This window comes from Mesorhizobium sp. M1143, assembly GCF_040318435.1.
GTDB lineage: Bacteria > Pseudomonadota > Alphaproteobacteria > Rhizobiales > Rhizobiaceae > Mesorhizobium.
This window is the reverse complement of the sequence record NZ_JAMYMJ010000061.1, coordinates 1-17,284: the sequence shown is the minus strand read 5'-3', so window position 1 is coordinate 17,284 and position 17,284 is coordinate 1. Positions and strand designations below refer to the sequence as shown.

The window sequence follows — 17,284 nt, the reverse complement described above, 5'->3', positions numbered from 1 at the left end:
AGAGTCCGGCGGTTTTGTTTTTGGGTTTGACGGGGGCCGCAACTTGAGAGGCGAGAGTGAAGCCGACCATCGGACCGATGACCGAACGCGATGTTGATGCAGTGGCGCGACTGCGCATCGCCGCCTTTTTCGAGGGCAGCGCAAGAACGCTGAATGAGGACGTCGCCGGGCTTCGCGAGTTGCTCAACGGAGATGGCTTCGAGGCGGCGCTTGTGGCGCGGATAAGGGACGTCCCGGTCGGGACCTGCCTGCTGGTTCGCCACGAACTTGAACCCGCGCATGAGCTGACGCCTTGGCTGGCGGGATTGGTCGTCGATAGCGACCACCGCGGCAAAGGGATCGGCCGCGCGCTGGTTGCAGCCATCGAAGCGCATGCAACCGCGATCGGTGTGGAGAGGACCTACCTCTATACGTGGGTGGCGCGAGACTTCTATGCCGGGCTCGGTTGGGCAGTGGTCGAGTCGTTTGAGCAGGACGGCTACCCGATGCTGCTGATGTCGCGCGAACTCGGCCTATAGCTGTCCGACGAGATAACCCAGCGCGAATACCATGATCAGCGCGATGGCGATGACGGCGCCGCGTCGGCCACCGAGCGAATGCACGCCGACGACGCCATAGGGCTTCCGCTCCAGTCTGCCGATCACCGGCTTCGCTTCGTCCTGGCCAACCACACGCATCTGCGGCAGTTCGGCGATGCGTTGCGAGATCAGCCGCCAGCGATCGCTGCCGCCCGATGGCGCACCACGGTCGAGGACATGCATGCGCTCGGCCAGCCGCATCACCGTGTCGCGGAAGGCGGGATCGATCTCCAGGTCGCGCTCGGCACGTTCGCGGTCGCGATCGTTCATCAGGCCAAGCACATAATCGCCCGCCCGCGCAACGCGGTCGCTTTCACCGGCCATAGGCTTCTCCTTGCTACCAGTGCGGCGGTTTGGTTATCGGCACGTCGGGTGCCGATTGTTCCTCCAGAGCCATGAAGCGCCCGGTCAGGGCATCGAGCTTGCGCTGCATGCGTTCGATCGCCGTCCACTGTTCGGCGATCTGGCCCGACAGTTCCTCGATGGTCTTTTCCTGCTCGGCGGCGCGGATTTCCAGCGTCGTCAGCCGGTCGACAGGCATGATCATTCGAAACTCCCCAGGTCCTGGTGCACGCAGTTGCAGCATGATGCGACTGTTGAGCCTTGCATATTAGTGAATGTGAAGGTCTGCGGCCACGTTCGAAATTGACAAGCGCACCGGGATTTGTCGAGAGTGGCCACTGCGCCGCCAATTGGCACGGGTGGGGCATCATGCTAGGCGTTTTGACCAAGCGATAAAAAAATAAGAGTGGGACAGGCTGCATGGCGCAAGCCGCAATCGAACTGATCGGCATCAACAAGAGTTTTGGCGCCGTTCGCGCCAATCGCGACATCAATCTGGAGATCGCACGCGGCACCATCCATGGCATCGTCGGCGAGAACGGCGCCGGCAAGTCGACGCTGATGTCGATCCTCTATGGCTTCTATCAGGCCGACAGCGGCGAGATCCGCGTCGGCGGCAAGCCGGCGTCGATCAAGACCTCCAACGACGCCATCGCGCTCGGCATCGGCATGGTGCATCAGCACTTCATGCTGGTCGACAATTTCACCGTGCTGGAAAACATCATCCTCGGCGCCGAAAGCGATGCGCTGTTGAAAAAGAGCATCGCCAAGGCGCGCTCCGAACTGGAGCGGCTCGAGCGCGAATACGGGCTGGAAGTCGATCCCGACGCCATCATCGAGGAATTGCCGGTCGGCCTGCAGCAGCGTGTGGAAATCCTCAAGGCGCTTTATCGCGGTGCCGAAATCCTGATTCTCGACGAGCCGACGGGCGTGTTGACGCCGGCCGAGGCCGACCATCTGTTCCGCATCCTCAGGCAATTGAAGGACCAGGGGAAAACGGTGGTGCTGATCACCCACAAGCTGCGCGAGATCATGGCCATCACCGACAATGTCTCGGTCATGCGCCAGGGCACGATGGTGGCGACGCGCGAGACCAGCAAGACGACAGTCGGCGAACTGGCCGAACTGATGGTCGGACGGCGCGTGCTGCTGCGGGTCGAAAAGGGCGAGACGGAGGCCGGCGCGGTCAAGCTCGCGGTCAAGAACCTGACGGTGAAAGACCAGCGCGGCGTCACCATGGTCGACGACATCTCCTTCGATATCCACGCCGGCGAGATCGTCGGCATTGCCGGTGTCGCCGGCAACGGCCAGTCCGAACTGCTCGAGGCGATTTCCGGCATCAGGCGCGCGGTTTCCGGCTCGGTGATGCTCGATGGCAAGCCGATCGACCTGACCGGGGCCGCCGATCCCGGCGAGTTGCGCGACCGTGGGCTCGCCCATGTGCCGGAGGACCGCCATCATGTCGGCCTGGTGCTGGCCTTCGAGGAGAACGAGAATTCGATCCTCGGCTACCATGACGACCCGCGCTACCTCAAAGGGCCGTTCCTCAACATCGACGCCATCATGACCGATGCCAAGGACAAGATCGAGAAATACGACATCCGTCCCGGCAATCCGCGTCTGAAGACGGCGAATTTCTCCGGCGGCAACCAGCAGAAGATCGTGCTGGCGCGAGAAATGGAGCAGGATCCCGGTGTTCTGATCGTCGGCCAGCCGACGCGCGGCGTCGATGTCGGCGCCATAGAATTCATCCACAAGCGGCTGATTGCCATGCGCGACCAGGGCAAGGCGGTGCTGGTGGTGTCGGTCGAGCTCGACGAGATCCGTTCGCTGTCCGACCGCATCCTGGTGATGTTTGCCGGGCGCATCGTCGGCGAACGCGGCCCGGAGGCGACCGAAGGCGAGCTTGGTCTGCTGATGGCAGGCGTCGATCGCCAGGAGGCGGCAGAGTGAGCACGCCTTACGCCAAGCTGCCGGCCTGGGCCGATTATGGGCTGATCCCGCTGATCAATCTGTCAGTGGCCTTCATCGTTGCCGGTTTCGTCGTCATGCTGGTCGGCGAAAACCCGTTTCGTGCCGCCGTCATCCTGGTCGAGGGCGCTTTCGGCAAGGGAACCGGCATTGCCTTCACGCTGTTCTATGCCACCACCTTCATCTTCACCGGCCTGTCTGTGGCGGTGGCCGCGCATTGCGGCCTGTTCAACATCGGGACCGAGGGCCAGGCCTATATTGCCGGCCTTGGCGTGGGCGTGGTCTGCCTCGCCTTCGACACTGTGCTGCCGTGGTGGCTGACCTTTCCGCTGGCGATCGTCGCCGGAGCCGCCGTCGGTGCGCTGTGGGCGCTGATCCCGGCCTATCTGCAGGCCAAGCGCGGGTCGCACATCGTCATCACCACCATCATGTTCAACTTCATCGCGGCCTCGATCATGGTCTACCTCCTGGTTGGGCCGTTGAAGCCGGCGGCGTCGCAGGCGCCGCAGACGCGCAACTTCCTCGCCGGCGCCGAACTGCCCAAACTCAACTGGATCATCGAACTGTTCGGCGCCAAGATCCGCTCGGCGCCGTTCAACATCTGCTTCCTGCTGGCGCTGCTCATGGCATTCCTGGTCTGGCTGCTGATCTGGCGCACCAAGCTCGGCTACGAGATGCGCACCTATGGCCACAGCCCGAAAGCGGCGCGCTATGCCGGCATTTCGGAGACCCGCATCATCATTATCGCGATGATGATTTCGGGCGCGCTGGCCGGCATGATGACGCTGAACCCGGTGATGGGCGACCAGCACAATGTGGCGATCGATTTCGTCTCCGGCGCCGGCTTCGTCGGCATTGCCGTGGCGCTGATGGGCCGTCTGCATCCGGTCGGCATCGTGCTGGCGGCGATCCTGTTTGGCATGCTCTACCAGGGCGGCGCCGAACTTGCCTTCGAAATGCCGGCGATTTCCCGCGACATGATCGTCATCATCCAAGGCCTGGTCATCCTGTTTGCCGGTGCGCTGGAGCACATGTTCCGGCCCTACGTCCAGGCGCTGTTCGCCTCGTTCAGTCCAAGGTCGGTCGGCATCGAAGCGGTCAAAGGGAAGGGCGCCTGAGATGGACGTCTTCATCGCCATCGTGCAGATCCTGGACTCGACCATACGCCTGTCGGTGCCGCTGCTGCTCGCTTGCCTCGCCGGCCTCTATTCGGAACGCGCAGGCGTTTTCGACATCGGGCTGGAAGGCAAGATGCTGGTCGGCGCCTTTGCAGGTGCGGCCGCCGCTTCGGTCTTCCATTCGGCCTTCCTCGGTCTCGGCATGGCGATCGTGATGTCGGTCGCCTTTGCCCTGGTGCACGGCTTCGCCTCGATCACCCATCGCGGCAACCAGATCGTCTCCGGTGTGGCCATCAACTTCGTCGCCGCCGGCTCGACCATCATTCTGGGCCAGGCCTGGTTCCAGCAGGGCGGGCGCACGCCGGCGCTGCAGCCGGGCGAGCGTTTCGAGGCCATCACTCTGCCAGGTGCTGCCGCGATCCATGATGTGCCCATCATCGGGCCGATCTATTCCGAGCTGCTCTCGGGCCATTCGATTCTGGTGTATCTCGCTTTCGCTATGGTGCCGTTCACCTGGTGGGTGTTGTTTCGCACCCGCTTCGGCCTGCGCCTGCGCGCCGTCGGCGAGAACCCGGCCGCCGTCGACACCGCCGGCATCTCGGTCGCCTGGCTGCGCTACCGGGCGCTGATCTGCACCGGTGTGCTGACCGGCATTGCCGGCGCCTACCTCTCGATGGTGCAGAATGGCGGCTTCGTGAAGGACATGACCGCGGGCAAGGGCTACATCGCACTGGCGGCGCTGATCTTTGCCAAATGGCGACCGGTGAACGCCATGTTCGCCTGTCTTCTGTTCGGCTTCCTCGACGCGGCGGCGATCCGCCTACAGGGTTCGCCGCTGCCGTTGATCGGCAAGGTGCCGGTGCAGTTCATGCAGGCGCTGCCCTATGTGCTGACCGTGATCCTGCTTGCCGGCTTCATCGGCAAGGCGATCCCGCCGCGCGCCGGCGGCGTGCCTTATGTCAAGGAACGTTGATCCGGGCGCCCAGGAGCACTGTGTCGAACATGCGGCTGGTGCTCGAAAGGCGCCAGGAAAACGCAAATGGCCGGGTTTTGACCACGATCGTCGGAGAGAACGTCTAGATGTCGCATGATCTGTTCGAAGCCGCGCAGGAGGCCATGGCCAAGGCCTACGCGCCCTATTCGAAGTTTCCGGTGGGTGCGGCGTTGCGCACCGAAGACGGCCGTGTCTTCACCGGCGCCAACATCGAGGTCGCGTCCTATCCGGAAGGCTGGTGCGCCGAGACCACGGCGCTCGGCCATTACATCATGGGCGGCGGCGGCAAGATTGTGGAAATCGCCGTCATTGCCTCGCGCATGGCCAAATGCTCGCCCTGTGGCGGCTGCCGGCAAAGGCTGGCGGAATTCTGCCGGCCGGACACAAAGCTCTATCTTTGCGACAACACCGGCGTGGTCGAGACCGTGACCATGGGCGACATGCTGCCCTACGGGTTTCGTGGCGACATTTTGAAGTGAGAGTTGGCTGATATGAAGGAAGCTCTGGACCACCTCGTTGAAAGGCTGGACGGGTTGGCGCCGACAACGGCGATGGTGCTGGGGTCGGGCCTTGGCGGGCTTGTCGACCAGGTCGAAAATGCCGTGCGCATCTCTTATGCCGACCTGCCGGGTTTCCCCCGCAGCGGGGTGACTGGCCATGCCGGCGAGGTGGTCGCGGGGCTTTTCGCCGGCACGCCGGTGCTGATGCTGTCCGGCCGCGCCCATTATTACGAGCACGGCGTTGCTGCGGCGATGCGGCCGGCGCTGGAGGTGCTTGCCGGCATCGGCATCACCAAGCTGATCCTTACCAATGCCGCCGGCTCGGTCGATCCCGACATGCTGCCTGGATCGGTGATGCTGATCACCGACCACATCAATTTCTCCGGCTCCAACCCGCTGATCGGCGAGCCTAGCGACCGCCGCTTCGTCGGCCTGACCGAAGCCTATGATGCCGGCCTGCGCGCGGCGATCGAACGGGCGGCGAAGGCGACAGGGACGGCGCTGCACAAGGGCGTCTATATGTGGTTTTCCGGTCCGTGTTTCGAAACCCCTGCTGAAATCCGCATGGCCCGCGTCATGGGCGCCAAAGCGGTAGGGATGTCGACCGTACCGGAGGTCATTCTCGCCCGCTTCTTTGGGCTTCGCGTAGCCGCCTGTTCGGTGATCACCAATCTCGCCGCCGGGATGACCGGGGCGGAACTGTCGCACCAGGAGACCAAGGACATGGCGCCGATCGGCGGCGCACGGCTGGCGACGATCCTTGCGCATGTGTTCCAGGATGGGTTGCCGGAGCCAAAGGGCACCTGATGCTTCCGCAGGAAATCATCCGCCGCAAGCGCGACGGCCAGAAACTGTCCGCGCAGGAGATTTCGGCCTTTGTCGCCGGCGTCACTTCGGGCAGCGTCTCGGACGGCCAGGTCGGCGCCTTTGCCATGGCGGTGTTCTTCAACGGCATGAACCGCGACGAGGCGGTGGCGCTGACGCTCGCCATGCGCGATTCCGGCGATGTGCTCGACTGGTCGGACCTGCCGGGTCCGGTCACCGACAAACATTCGACCGGCGGCGTCGGCGACAATGTCTCGCTGATGCTGGCGCCGATCGTCGCCGCTTGCGGCGCCTATGTGCCGATGATCTCCGGCAGGGGCCTTGGGCATACCGGCGGCACGCTGGACAAGATGGACGCCATCCCGGGCTATATCAGCCAGCCGGATATCGCGCGCTTCCGCAAGACGGTGCTCGAGACCGGCTGTGCCATCATCGGACAGACCGCCGATCTCGCGCCCGCCGACCGTCGCCTCTATGCGATCCGCGATGTGACCGGAACGGTGGAATCGGTGCCGCTGATCACTGCCTCTATCCTGTCGAAGAAACTCGCGGCCGGCCTGCGGTCGCTGGTGCTCGACGTCAAGGTCGGCAATGGCGCCTTCATGGAGAAGTCGCGCGACGCGACAGCACTGGCCAACAGCCTGGTCGAGATCGCCAACGGCGCCGGCCTGAAGGCCTCGGCGCTGGTCACCGGTATGAACGAGCCGCTGGCGTCGGCGGCCGGCAACGCGGTCGAGGTGCGCAACGCCGTCGATTTCCTCACCGGAAGGTTCCGCGACAAGCGACTGGAGGATGTGACGCTGGCGCTGGCCGCCGAGATGCTGCAATCGGCAGGGCTGGCGTCGTCCAATCAGGACGGTCTCAGGCGCGCGGCCGAGACGCTGGCCGGCGGCCGCGCGGCAGCCGCCTTCGCGCGTATGGTCGCAGCCCTTGGCGGTCCCGCCGATTTCGTCGAGAAGCCGGAAAAATACCTGCCGAAAGCGGCGGTGGAGTTTGCGGTCAAGGCGACAGGCAACGGTTTTGCCACCGCTATTGCCACCCGCGATATCGGCCTTGCCGTGGTCGGGCTCGGTGGCGGGCGCACGCGGCCGGACGACAGGATCGACCATGCGGTCGGCATCACCAGGCTGCTGCCGCTCGGCGCCGAGGTGCGGGCCGGCGAGCCGCTGGCGCTGGTCCACGCCCGCACGCAAGTGGAGGCCGAAGCGGCCGCAGCCGCCGTGCTTTCGGCCTATACGATCGGGGCGTCGAAACCAGCCGCCGACAAGACTGTCATCCGGCGCGTGCTGCCGCGCGGGTAGCGGAACGCGCTACTGCACCAGCAACAGTGTGCCGTTTTCGACCTGGTATTTTGCCAGCCGCTGCAAAAAGCTCATGCCAATGAGGTTGGTGCGCAGAGCCTTGTCGTCGAGCACTACCGCCTGGACGTTGTCGACGCTGATCTTGCCGATCTGCAGGCGATCGATGTTGACCACGGCGGCCCTGATCGCGCCATTGGCGGTGTTGACCTGCTGGTTGAAGTCCGACGGGTTGAGCGAGATGCCGATGCGGCGCGCCGTCGAGGTGTTGATGGCGACCAAAGTGGCGCCGGTGTCGATCATGCCGTCGACCTGGCGGCCGTTGAGCTTGAAGGCGGAGGTGAAATGGCCGCGCTCGTCAGCCGCCACCAATACTTTGCGCCCAGTGGGCAGCGGTGCGGCCGGCTTGCCGGGAACCGAGGCCATGTTCAGTTCGGGCTGAGGCTGCGCGGACGGCTTGCCGGCGACGGTCGACTTCAACAGGTTGTCGAGAATCTGCGGATTCGACTGATAGACGATCGGGATCGATGCCGACGTTCCGGCGAACACGCCCAGAATGACAAGCTTGCGCAGCATGAATGGACCTTCGTGAAGGCCCATTCTTGCCCACGTATGGTGTGTGCCGCTTTAACGCCAACCCGAAACCGCGGCTTTGCGTAAACGGGCGGTAAACGACTGGATGTCAGCTGGCCTTGCCAGCCGCCGTCATTTGGTTCCGTACATGCGGTCGCCGGCATCGCCGAGGCCGGGCATGATGTAGCCCTTCTCGTTGAGCTGGCGGTCGATGGAAGCGGTGAACACGGGAACATCCGGATGCGCCTTGGTGAAGCGCTCGATGCCTTCTGGCGCCGCCAGCAGGCAAAGGAAACGGATGTTGGTGGCGCCGCGCTCCTTCAGCTTGTCGATGGCCGCGATGGCCGAGTTCGCGGTCGCCAGCATCGGATCGACGACGATCACCAGCCGGTCGGCGAGATCGCTCGGCGCCTTGAAGAAATATTCCACCGCCTCCAGCGTTTCGTGATCGCGGTAGAGGCCGACATGCGCGACGCGGGCCGCCGGGACCAGGTCGAGCAGGCCTTCGAGCAGGCCATTGCCGGCGCGCAGCACCGAGGCGAAGACCAGCTTCTTGCCCTCCAGCGTCGGCGCTTCCATGGTTTCCATCGGCGTTTCGATGGTCGTCGTCGTCAGTTCGAGGTTGCGGGTGACCTCGTAGCCGAGCAGGAGCGAGATCTCGCGCAGCAGCCGCCGGAAACCGGCGGTCGACGTCTCCTTCTTGCGCATGATGGTGAGCTTGTGCTGGACAAGCGGGTGGTCGACGACGGTGACGCCCTGCATGGGTTGCTCCAGTGAATGGTGAATAGTGAATAGTGAATAGTGAGCAGGTTTGCGAGTCCCGATGGATCGATCATTGCGGTTGACAGGCCGAAGAGCCGGCAAACCATTCACCATTCACCATTCACCATTCACCATTCACCTCTTCGCATCGAGCCGGGCAAGCAGCGCGCTTTTCGTCTTCCTGTCGACGAAAGCCGCCTCGATCGCGGTTCGGGTGATGGCGGCCAGCGCCTTTTCGTTCATGGCGAAATGCTCGGCGGCGATGTCGTATTCGCGCTTCAGCGAAGTCCAGAAATAGGGCGGGTCGTCAGAATTCAGCGTCACCTTGCAGCCGGCTGCCTGCAGCGCAGGGAAAGGGTGATCGGCGAAACTGTCGTAGACCTTGAGCGCGATGTTGGAGCCGGGGCAGCATTCCAGCACGATGCCCTCATCGGCGATGCGCCGCACCAGATCGGGGTTTTCGATGGCGCGCACGCCATGGCCGATGCGCGACGGGCGGATATGGTCGAGTGCGGCCTGCACCGTCTCCCATCCGGTCAGCTCGCCGGCATGGATGGTGATGCCGAGGCCGGCTTCGCGGGCGATCTCGAAGGCCCTGACATAATCCTCCATCTCGCCCATGCGCTCGTCGCCGGCGACGCCGAAGCCGGTGACCAGCGGATTTCCGCAGCGCGCCGCAAAGCGCGCCGCCTGCTCGATCGACTCGACGCCGACATGGCGTACGCCGGTGACGATCATGCGGCCCTCGATGCCGGTCTTGGCTTTGGCGCGCAGCATGCCTTCGCCGAGCGCATCGGTATAGGCCTTGGGCGACAGGCCGGCCCTGACGGCATGGTCGGGCGAGGTGAAGACCTCGGAATAGATGGCGCCGTCGCGGGCAAGGCTGGTCAGATAATGGTCGGCGAGGCGGGCATAATCCTCGTCGGTGCGGAACAGGTCGGCGGAAAAATCATAAGCCGCCAGGAACGAGGTGAAATCATGCCAGACGAAGGAGCCGTTCTGGATATAAAGCGAGGTGTCCTTGCCGTATTTCTGCGCCTGACGGATGACGAGTTCGGGCGCCGCTGCCCCCTCGATGTGGCAGTGCAGTTCTGCTTTCAAAGGCATGCAGTTATCCCGTCTCATCAGTCCAGGCCGTAAAGCCCACCACCTGGAAGCGCGGCCGAACACCGCGCCTTAAACAATAGCGCCCGCACCATCGATCGGCTATGGTCCCGCCGGTTTTATGACGGATCAAAATAATGTCAGTTGAGAGAACCACGGCCGCGGGCGGCATGGAAACCTCCTATGGTTTCAAGAAGGTAGGGCCAGGCGACAAGCAGCCTCTGGTCAATGAGGTTTTCCACAAGGTGGCGAACCGCTACGACCTGATGAACGACCTGATGTCGGCCGGGCTGCACCGGCTGTGGAAGGATGCCATGGTGACATGGCTCAATCCGCCGAAACGTCCGGGCTGGAAAGTGCTTGACGTGGCGGGCGGCACCGGCGACATCGCCTTCCGCATTGTCGACGCCAGCCATGGCAACACGCATGCCACGGTGCTCGACATCAACGGCTCGATGCTCAGCGTCGGCCGTGACCGCGCGGAGAAAAAGGGCCTGTCCGGCAACACCGATTTCGTCGAGGCCAATGCCGAGGAACTGCCTTTCACCGATAGCACCTTTGACGCCTACACCATCGCATTCGGCATCCGCAACGTGCCGCGCATCGATGTCGCGCTGACGGAAGCCTTTCGCGTGCTGAAGCCCGGCGGACGGTTCCTGTGCCTGGAGTTTTCCGAGGTCGAGATGCCGCTGCTGGACAAGGTCTACGAAGCCTGGTCGTTCAACGTCATTCCGCAGATCGGCAAGATGGTGACGGGCGAGGGCGAACCCTATTCCTACCTGGTCGAATCGATCCGCAAATTTCCCAATCAGCAGAACTTTGTTGCCATGATCACCCGCGCGGGCTTCGAGCGCGTGTCGTTCCGCAACTATTCCGGCGGCATTGCCGCCCTGCATTCGGGCTGGAAGCTTTGAGGCACCACAGTTTGCAGCAGCAGGGTAGGCGATGAGCAGCGTCGGCGCCGCCTTTCGGCTCGCACGGGCCGGCTGGGTGCTGGTTCGCGAAGGCGTGATCGCAGCATTGCCGGGCGACGAACTCGGCGGCCTGCCGAAATTCGGCTGGCGCATGGCCCGGCTCTTCACCCGCCGCCGCGCACTCGCTTATGAGCGCAGCGACCGGCTGGCCAAGGCGGTGGTCCGGCTCGGACCCTCCTACGTCAAGCTCGGCCAGTTCCTGGCGACGCGGCCCGATGTCGTCGGCAACGACATGGCGCTCGACCTCGCCATGCTGCAGGACAAGATGCACACTTTTTCGCAGGCGGAAGCGGTGGCGGCGATCGAGGGCTCGCTCGGGCGCAAGATCGGCGAACTCTATACGCAGTTCGGCGGGCCGGTCGCGGCGGCCTCCATCGCCCAGGTCCATCCCGCGCAGGCCATGCATGACGGTGTCGATACCAAGGTGGCGGTGAAGGTGATCCGGCCTGGCGTGCGCCGCCGCTTCTTTCAGGATCTCGAAAGCTATTTCCTCGCCGCCCGGCTGCAGGAGAAATACATCCCGTCGTCGCGCCGGCTGCGGCCGGTCGAGGTGACCGAGACGCTGGCGCAGACCACCAAGATCGAGATGGATCTTCGCCTCGAGGCGGCCGCACTTTCGGAACTGGGCGAAAACACCAAGGACGATCCGGGCTTCCGCGTGCCGTCGGTCGACTGGGAGCGCACCGGGCGCGATGTGCTGACCATGGAATGGGTCGACGGCGTCAAGATGAACGACATCGCCGGCCTCGCTGCGGCGGGGCACGATCTGAAGGCGATCGCCACCAACCTGATCCAGTCGTTCCTGCGTCACACGCTGCGGGACGGCTTCTTCCATGCCGACATGCATCCAGGCAATCTGTTCGTCGAGGCCAATGGCAATATCGTCGCCGTCGATCTCGGCATTGCCGGACGGCTCGGCAAGAAGGAGCGCCGGTTCCTCGCCGAAATCCTCTACGGCTTCATCACGCGCGACTATCTGCGCGTCGCCGAGGTGCATTTCGAGGCCGGCTACGTGCCGCGCCAGCACAATGTCGCGGCTTTTGCGCAGGCGATCCGGGCCATCGGCGAGCCGATCCATGGCCAGCCGGCTGAAACCATCTCGATGGCGAAGCTTCTGACGCTGCTGTTCGAGGTCACCGAACTGTTCGATATGGCCACGCGGTCGGAACTGATCCTGTTGCAGAAGACCATGGTGGTGGTCGAAGGCGTCGCACGCACGCTCGACCCGGCCTTCAACATGTGGAAGACGGCCGAGCCGGTGGTCGGCCAGTGGATCGCCGGCAATCTCGGGCCGAGCGGCCTGCTGATGGACGCGCGCGACGGCGCCAAGGCGCTGCTGGCGCTGGCCCGCCAGGCGCCCGATCTTGCCGCCCGCACCGAGCGGCTGTCGCGCGAGATCGATTTTATGGCGGAGCACGGCCTCCGCTTCGACGAGGCGACATCGCGCGCCATCGGCAAGGCCGAAGCCCGTTACACCCGCTCGGGCCGGCTGGCGCTGTGGGTGATCGCGCTGACGCTGGTTTACATCGCGTGGAAGCTGCTCTGATCGCTTGCAACGCTAGCAACGGTGGTGCTAGCGTTGCAGTCGCGCTATTAATGTCGCGGAGCAAGTCATGGGCACCATTACTGTCCGCAATCTAGCTGACGACGTGAAGCAGAAATTGCGTGAGCGCGCTGCGGCGCGCGGGGTGTCGATGGAGGAAGAGGCGCGTGATGCGCTTGCCAAAAGCGTGCTGTCGGCGGAAGCCGGCATGCCCGAGAGCGAAACCCTCTATGCAACAATCCGCCGCTTGGTTGAGCCTCATGGAGGTTTTGACATCGATCTGCCCGAGCGAGGTCAATCCACAAAAACGCACAAAACCCTCGACCGCAAGCGCATCCTGCTGATCATCGGCGGCGGCATCGCCGCCTACAAGGCGCTGGACCTGATCCGCCGGCTGCGCGAGCGCGGTGCGGCGGTGCGCGTCGTGATGACATCGGCGGCGCAGGAGTTCGTCACCACGCTTTCGGTCGGCGCGCTTTCGGCCGACCATGTCTTCAGCGAATTGTTCGACCGCAATGACGAGCACGATGTCGGCCATATCCGCCTGTCGCGCGAGGCCGACCTTCTGGTAGTGGCGCCGGCCACTGCCGATCTGATGGCCAAGCTCGCCAACGGCCATGCCAACGATCTGGCCTCGACGGTGCTGCTCGCCACCGACAAGAAGGTGCTGATGGCGCCGGCGATGAACCCGAAAATGTGGTCGCATGCCGCGACGAGCCGCAACCGGGCGACGCTCGCCAAGGATGGCATCGCCTTCGTCGGCCCGGCCAAGGGCGAGATGGCGGAAAGCAACGAGGCGGGCGAGGGCCGCATGGCCGAGCCGCTGGAGATCGTGGCAGTGATCGAGGCACTGCTCGACAGCAGGCCGAAGCCGCTGGCCGGCCGCAGGATCATCGTCACCTCGGGGCCGACGCATGAGCCGATCGACCCGGTGCGCTACATCGCCAACCGCTCTTCGGGCAAGCAGGGCCATGCGATTGCGGCAGCGCTGGCAAGACTGGGCGCGGATGTACGCCTGGTCTCCGGTCCGGTCAGCATTGCCGATCCGGCCGGCGTTGTGACGACGCATGTGGAGACCGCGGCCGAGATGAAAGCGGCCGTCGAGCAATTGTTGCCGGCGGACGCCGCGGTCTTCGTAGCTGCCGTCGCCGACTGGCGCACCGCTGGCACGGCCGGCGAGAAGATCAAGAAGGTGGCGGGCCAAGGCCCACCGGCGCTGCAGATGATCGAAAACCCCGACATTCTCGCCAGTGTTGGTCATCACGGGCAACGGCCGGGGCTGGTTGTCGGCTTCGCCGCCGAGACGCAGGACCTGGTTGCCAACGCCGAGGCCAAGCTGAAGAAGAAGGGCGCCGATTTCATTGTCGCTAACGATGTCTCGCGTGAAAGCGGCGTCGGCCCCACCGGCGTCATGGGCGGCGACCGCAACAAGGTGCGCATCGTCTCGAAGGACGGTGTCGAGGAATGGCCTGAGATGGGCAAGGACGAGGTGGCGGCGCGGCTCGCCGCGTTCATCGCCGAGCGTTTGCAAGCCTGAGCGGCCGCCGGTTCCGCAATCGGGCAGGCCATGGTCTTGCAGGCAGCCTTGTGGCCGAGGGCATTTGACGCCGACAGCGCCGGCGGAATGCTGTCGCCAAATTCTCGATCCGCCGTGCCCTCAGCCTGTCGCCAATTGCGGCCGGCGTGCCGCCAAAGCCATCTTCAACGCCGCCAGGCAACCGACAATGCCAAGTGGCACGAAGGCCAGGTACAGCCAGCCGGCGACGTGCGCTGCTGCCTCGCGGTTCAGCCCGTCCGAAAAGCCGCTGGCATTGGCGATGATGCCGGCCATGGCGGCGCCCACGGCGTAGCCGATGCGCTGCATGGTCGGCACGGCGGCCGAGGCGATCGTCTGCTCGCCGTCGCGGGCCGAGGCAACGATGATGCGGGTCAGGAAGGGCCATGACACGCCGAAGCCACCGCCTTGCAACAAAGCGCAGAGCAGGATCACCGGGATCGAGCCGGCGGGGATGGCATAGGCGAAACCGGCGAGGCCGGCTGCAATCATCAGCGCGCCGATGACGACGATCTGCCGTTCGCGCTGCAGTGGCGCATTGGCGACGGCGATCGACAGGATTGACCAGGCGATCGATTCGGCGGCGATGATGTAGCCTGTGGTCAGGATCGGGATGCCGTGCAGCGTGGTAAGCAGAAGCGGCCCGTAGATGGAAAAAGAGACCGTCGCCACCGAGAAGGCGGCAACCATGGTCATGCCGCTGCCGACCGGCGAGCGCCATGAGAACAGGCCCGACGGGAACAGTCGCGATTGCGGCTTCATGGCGTCGACGAAAACGAACAGCGCCAGGCCGGCGAGGCCGAGGACCAGCAGCAGCGACGATCGAAGCAAGGCGACGTCGACGCCTGCGGTGGCGATCAGCACGACGGCGATGGCGAGGCAGCCAAGTGCTGCAAAGGGGAAGGGCGGCGAGGTGCCGGCGGCGGCTTGCGGCTTCGTCGCTTCCGGCGTGTTCAGGACGATGAAGCTTGCCGATGCCATGGCGATGCCACCCAGCACGAAGACGCCGAAGGCCCAGCGCCAGGACAGGAGCTCGACCATGATCGCGCCGAGCATCGGGCCGCTGAAGGCGGCGACGCCCCAGATCGCCGACATGATGCCGAACAGCTGTGGCCAGATGCTGCGGTTAAACAGCCGCTCGACCGAGACGAAGGCCAGCGACACCAGCGCACCGCCGCCGAGACCCTCGACCAGACGGCCGCCAAGAAACACCGGCATGGACGGCGCGGTGGCGCAGATCAGTGCGCCCACGGCATAGAGCAGGGCGGCGACCGTGACGTTGGAGCGTAGAGCGACATAGCTGACCAGCCGCCCGGCCGCTGCGCCGGCGACAATGGCGCCGAGCTCGTAGACGGCCAGCGACCAGCCGACGAACTGCACACCGGCGAGGTCCCCGACCATGGCCGGCATGACCGTCGCCACCATCGTCTCGTTGGTGGCGTGCAGCAGGATGCCGAGGCTGATGAAGCAGAAGCGCGCGAGGTCGCCGCTTGCCCACAATGCCCGCCAGTCGACCTTGTTGCTGGTGATTCCAGTCATTCTTTTACCCTGCCTTTGCATATCTCGATGCCGGCGCATGGCGCCAGAAGCCAGTCGGGCTTTCCGGCGGGGCCATGCGCGCTGTTTCAGTCAGGCGAGTTGTAAAACCTCAAGCGCAGTTGAGCTCAAGTGGCTTTTTATCGAAGTGCAAACGGTCGAGATTGGCCGGAAGCCTCTCCGCTTTATGCGCCGGTCAGTTCTCAATGCTGCGCAGCTGAAACTGGCTGACGCCGATCGCAATGTTGATACCGGTCTGCGTCTGCAGGCTGAGCGGCTGCAGGGTGAAGGCCTGCGAGGAGCCGCCGACCAGGAGATTGGCGCCGGCGCCGACCGCCGCGGTCACTTCGGCGCTGGCGCCGATATAGTCGCCGGCCAACGCGCCGGGCGCATAGATGTTCCTCAGCGGCGTCAGCACCAGCCATTGCATGACGGTCTGCTTGGTGGTGCCGATGTCGAGCCCGTATTTGTTGACGGCGCCGAAATAGGCTTCCGGCGAAAAGCTCTTGTCGGCCGGCGTGAAGGTGCAGCTCAGATCCTTGCTGGAGCCGAAGATGAAGCCGGTGCCGCCGCCGATGGCGCAATCGAGCACACCGAGTTCGATACCCTGGCCTTGCGCTTGGGCCTGGGCGGTACAGATGATGGTGATAGCGGCGGCGATGGCTGGTTTCAGCACGGCGGATCCCCCAAAAAGCATGCGGCGCGAAACAGTAACCTGTTCCGCGCCGCGCGTAGAGGGATCAGTCGATCCTTATTTGCCGATGCTTATTTGAACGAGTGGATCAGCTCCAGGGAGGTCACGGCGACCGCTACATTGACGCCGGTCTGCGCCTGGACGCTGAGCGGCTCCAGCACAAAGGCGCCGTCCAGCCCGCCGACCAGCAGATTGGCGCCGCCGCCGGTCACCACGCTCGCCTCGGCGTTGACGCCATAATAATGGCCGGCAAGGTCGCCCTCGTCATGGCCGCGGGTGGCGGCCAGAACCGCCCACACCAGCTGGCCCTGATGCGTCTGGCCGAGATCGACGCCGAGCTTGGAGATCATCCCCGTGTATTTCTCGGACGGCCCATGGTGATAAGGGCGGAACGTGCAGTCGACGCCCTTGTTCGACGTGATGACGTAACCGACGCCGCCGTCGATGGTGCAATCGAGCGTGCCGAGCTGAAGCTTGCCGGCGCTGGCGGGAACGGCAAGCAGCGTCGTGGCAAGTGCCGCGGCACAGATGATTTTCTTGATCATGGGTCAGTCCTTTCGAAAATGCCTTCAACAACGGTTGAATGGCCCGGAGCGTTCCGCTGAAAACTTGGCGCGATCAAGGCAGGGGTTAACGCTTTGCCCCCGGTGGTTAAGATTGGGTGATAGTGGGGTTTTCTGGATACGCAATCTCAAGGGGAAGCGCTCTGCGCTTTCCCTTGGGAGAAACCGCTCACGCGGCGCACTGCATCAGGAATAGAACGTTGTTATAAAAGGCCGCCGATGGCGGCGCGGCGGGGGGGTACCGCGCGGGCGGGGGGGGGCCGGGGGGGGGGCCGCGGGGCGGGGGGGGGGGGGGGGGGGGGGGGGGCGGGGGGGGGGGGGGGGGGGGGGGGGGGGGGGGGGGGAGGGCGGGGC

18 protein-coding genes are annotated in these 17,284 nt (G+C 64.5%); 10 read left to right on the top strand and 8 right to left on the bottom strand.

All coding sequences use genetic code 11. The annotated features are described in order from the left end of the window. Positions 1 to 56: 56 nt before the first annotated feature. Positions 57 to 518: a GNAT family N-acetyltransferase gene (locus NKH35_RS27315; RefSeq protein WP_023704058.1), complete on the top strand. Its 462-nt coding sequence runs from the start codon at positions 57 to 59 to the stop codon at positions 516 to 518. Here NKH35_RS27315 and NKH35_RS27310 read toward each other — a convergent pair. Both NKH35_RS27310 and NKH35_RS27305 read right to left on the bottom strand, forming a co-directional pair. Next, positions 513 to 902 carry a hypothetical protein gene (locus NKH35_RS27310; protein ID WP_023704057.1) on the bottom strand — a complete coding sequence of 130 codons (390 nt, stop codon included), beginning with the start codon at positions 900 to 902 and terminating at the stop codon, positions 513 to 515. The genes NKH35_RS27315 and NKH35_RS27310 overlap by 6 nt on opposite strands. A 13-nt stretch (positions 903 to 915) precedes the next feature. Further along, positions 916 to 1,122, bottom strand: coding sequence for a SlyX family protein (locus NKH35_RS27305; RefSeq protein WP_196813821.1), 207 nt, complete (start codon positions 1,120 to 1,122; stop codon positions 916 to 918). A 218-nt stretch (positions 1,123 to 1,340) separates the two neighbouring features. Between NKH35_RS27305 and NKH35_RS27300 the strand changes: the two genes are divergently transcribed. From NKH35_RS27300 to deoA, 6 genes are all read left to right on the top strand, one after another. Further along, positions 1,341 to 2,873, top strand: coding sequence for an ABC transporter ATP-binding protein (locus NKH35_RS27300; RefSeq protein ID WP_023698756.1), 1,533 nt, complete (start codon positions 1,341 to 1,343; stop codon positions 2,871 to 2,873). Further along, positions 2,870 to 4,009, top strand: coding sequence for an ABC transporter permease (locus NKH35_RS27295; protein ID WP_023686470.1), 1,140 nt, complete (start codon positions 2,870 to 2,872; stop codon positions 4,007 to 4,009). The genes NKH35_RS27300 and NKH35_RS27295 overlap by 4 nt, the downstream gene beginning before the upstream one ends. Position 4,010: 1 nt before the next feature. Then, positions 4,011 to 4,982, top strand: coding sequence for an ABC transporter permease (locus NKH35_RS27290; protein WP_023683182.1), 972 nt, complete (start codon positions 4,011 to 4,013; stop codon positions 4,980 to 4,982). A 107-nt stretch (positions 4,983 to 5,089) separates the two neighbouring features. Further along, positions 5,090 to 5,482 (top strand): cytidine deaminase, encoded by a 393-nt coding sequence (cdd, locus tag NKH35_RS27285; RefSeq protein WP_023683183.1) that lies wholly within the window; start codon positions 5,090 to 5,092, stop codon positions 5,480 to 5,482. A 12-nt stretch (positions 5,483 to 5,494) separates the two neighbouring features. Next, positions 5,495 to 6,310 carry a purine-nucleoside phosphorylase gene (locus NKH35_RS27280; RefSeq protein WP_023735052.1) on the top strand — a complete coding sequence of 272 codons (816 nt, stop codon included), beginning with the start codon at positions 5,495 to 5,497 and terminating at the stop codon, positions 6,308 to 6,310. Further along, a complete protein-coding gene (gene deoA, locus NKH35_RS27275; RefSeq protein ID WP_023733522.1) occupies positions 6,310 to 7,629 on the top strand; it encodes a thymidine phosphorylase in 1,320 nt (439 codons plus the stop codon). Before NKH35_RS27280 ends, deoA begins: the two co-directional genes overlap by 1 nt. Before the next feature lie 9 nt (positions 7,630 to 7,638). Here deoA and NKH35_RS27270 read toward each other — a convergent pair whose 3' ends face one another. The 3 genes from NKH35_RS27270 to NKH35_RS27260 form a co-directional block, all read right to left on the bottom strand. Then, a complete protein-coding gene (locus NKH35_RS27270; RefSeq protein WP_023695614.1) occupies positions 7,639 to 8,202 on the bottom strand; it encodes a TIGR02281 family clan AA aspartic protease in 564 nt (187 codons plus the stop codon). Between the two features lie 129 nt (positions 8,203 to 8,331). Next, positions 8,332 to 8,961 (bottom strand): uracil phosphoribosyltransferase, encoded by a 630-nt coding sequence (gene upp / locus NKH35_RS27265; RefSeq protein ID WP_023671129.1) that lies wholly within the window; start codon positions 8,959 to 8,961, stop codon positions 8,332 to 8,334. A 135-nt stretch (positions 8,962 to 9,096) separates the two neighbouring features. Further along, a complete protein-coding gene (locus tag NKH35_RS27260; protein WP_352917004.1) occupies positions 9,097 to 10,068 on the bottom strand; it encodes an adenosine deaminase in 972 nt (323 codons plus the stop codon). A gap of 134 nt (positions 10,069 to 10,202) precedes the next feature. Here NKH35_RS27260 and ubiE point away from each other — a divergent pair, with 134 nt between their 5' ends. From ubiE to coaBC, 3 genes are all read left to right on the top strand, one after another. Then, entirely contained in the window at positions 10,203 to 10,979 is a 777-nt protein-coding gene (gene ubiE / locus NKH35_RS27255; protein WP_023683188.1) for a bifunctional demethylmenaquinone methyltransferase/2-methoxy-6-polyprenyl-1,4-benzoquinol methylase UbiE, read from the top strand. A gap of 31 nt (positions 10,980 to 11,010) precedes the next feature. Beyond that, a complete protein-coding gene (ubiB, locus tag NKH35_RS27250; protein WP_023671132.1) occupies positions 11,011 to 12,585 on the top strand; it encodes a 2-polyprenylphenol 6-hydroxylase in 1,575 nt (524 codons plus the stop codon). Between the two features lie 67 nt (positions 12,586 to 12,652). Next, positions 12,653 to 14,119 carry a bifunctional phosphopantothenoylcysteine decarboxylase/phosphopantothenate--cysteine ligase CoaBC gene (gene coaBC / locus NKH35_RS27245; protein WP_352917002.1) on the top strand — a complete coding sequence of 489 codons (1,467 nt, stop codon included), beginning with the start codon at positions 12,653 to 12,655 and terminating at the stop codon, positions 14,117 to 14,119. A gap of 120 nt (positions 14,120 to 14,239) precedes the next feature. On the opposite strand, the gene NKH35_RS27240 is transcribed toward coaBC, so the two are convergent. The 3 genes from NKH35_RS27240 to NKH35_RS27230 form a co-directional block, all read right to left on the bottom strand. Further along, positions 14,240 to 15,676: an MFS transporter gene (locus NKH35_RS27240; RefSeq protein WP_023820624.1), complete on the bottom strand. Its 1,437-nt coding sequence runs from the start codon at positions 15,674 to 15,676 to the stop codon at positions 14,240 to 14,242. Positions 15,677 to 15,869: 193 nt separating this feature from the next. Continuing rightward, positions 15,870 to 16,349: a DUF992 domain-containing protein gene (locus NKH35_RS27235; RefSeq protein WP_023671135.1), complete on the bottom strand. Its 480-nt coding sequence runs from the start codon at positions 16,347 to 16,349 to the stop codon at positions 15,870 to 15,872. 89 nt (positions 16,350 to 16,438) lie between these two features. After that, positions 16,439 to 16,912 (bottom strand): DUF992 domain-containing protein, encoded by a 474-nt coding sequence (locus tag NKH35_RS27230; protein ID WP_023671136.1) that lies wholly within the window; start codon positions 16,910 to 16,912, stop codon positions 16,439 to 16,441. Positions 16,913 to 17,284: the final 372 nt, after the last annotated feature.

What these genes read in the sequence shown, in the direction of transcription:
- NKH35_RS27310 (WP_023704057.1), bottom strand. Translation starts at nt 902, where the DNA reads ATGGCCGGTGAAAGCGACCGCGTTGCGCGGGCGGGCGATTATGTGCTT.
- NKH35_RS27300 (WP_023698756.1), top strand. Translation starts at nt 1,341, where the DNA reads ATGGCGCAAGCCGCAATCGAACTGATCGGCATCAACAAGAGTTTTGGC.
- NKH35_RS27290 (WP_023683182.1), top strand. Translation starts at nt 4,011, where the DNA reads ATGGACGTCTTCATCGCCATCGTGCAGATCCTGGACTCGACCATACGC.
- cdd (WP_023683183.1), top strand. Translation starts at nt 5,090, where the DNA reads ATGTCGCATGATCTGTTCGAAGCCGCGCAGGAGGCCATGGCCAAGGCC.
- NKH35_RS27280 (WP_023735052.1), top strand. Translation starts at nt 5,495, where the DNA reads ATGAAGGAAGCTCTGGACCACCTCGTTGAAAGGCTGGACGGGTTGGCG.
- deoA (WP_023733522.1), top strand. Translation starts at nt 6,310, where the DNA reads ATGCTTCCGCAGGAAATCATCCGCCGCAAGCGCGACGGCCAGAAACTG.
- NKH35_RS27270 (WP_023695614.1), bottom strand. Translation starts at nt 8,202, where the DNA reads ATGCTGCGCAAGCTTGTCATTCTGGGCGTGTTCGCCGGAACGTCGGCA.
- upp (WP_023671129.1), bottom strand. Translation starts at nt 8,961, where the DNA reads ATGCAGGGCGTCACCGTCGTCGACCACCCGCTTGTCCAGCACAAGCTC.
- NKH35_RS27260 (WP_352917004.1), bottom strand. Translation starts at nt 10,068, where the DNA reads ATGCCTTTGAAAGCAGAACTGCACTGCCACATCGAGGGGGCAGCGGCG.
- ubiE (WP_023683188.1), top strand. Translation starts at nt 10,203, where the DNA reads ATGTCAGTTGAGAGAACCACGGCCGCGGGCGGCATGGAAACCTCCTAT.
- ubiB (WP_023671132.1), top strand. Translation starts at nt 11,011, where the DNA reads ATGAGCAGCGTCGGCGCCGCCTTTCGGCTCGCACGGGCCGGCTGGGTG.
- coaBC (WP_352917002.1), top strand. Translation starts at nt 12,653, where the DNA reads ATGGGCACCATTACTGTCCGCAATCTAGCTGACGACGTGAAGCAGAAA.
- NKH35_RS27240 (WP_023820624.1), bottom strand. Translation starts at nt 15,676, where the DNA reads ATGACTGGAATCACCAGCAACAAGGTCGACTGGCGGGCATTGTGGGCA.
- NKH35_RS27230 (WP_023671136.1), bottom strand. Translation starts at nt 16,912, where the DNA reads ATGATCAAGAAAATCATCTGTGCCGCGGCACTTGCCACGACGCTGCTT.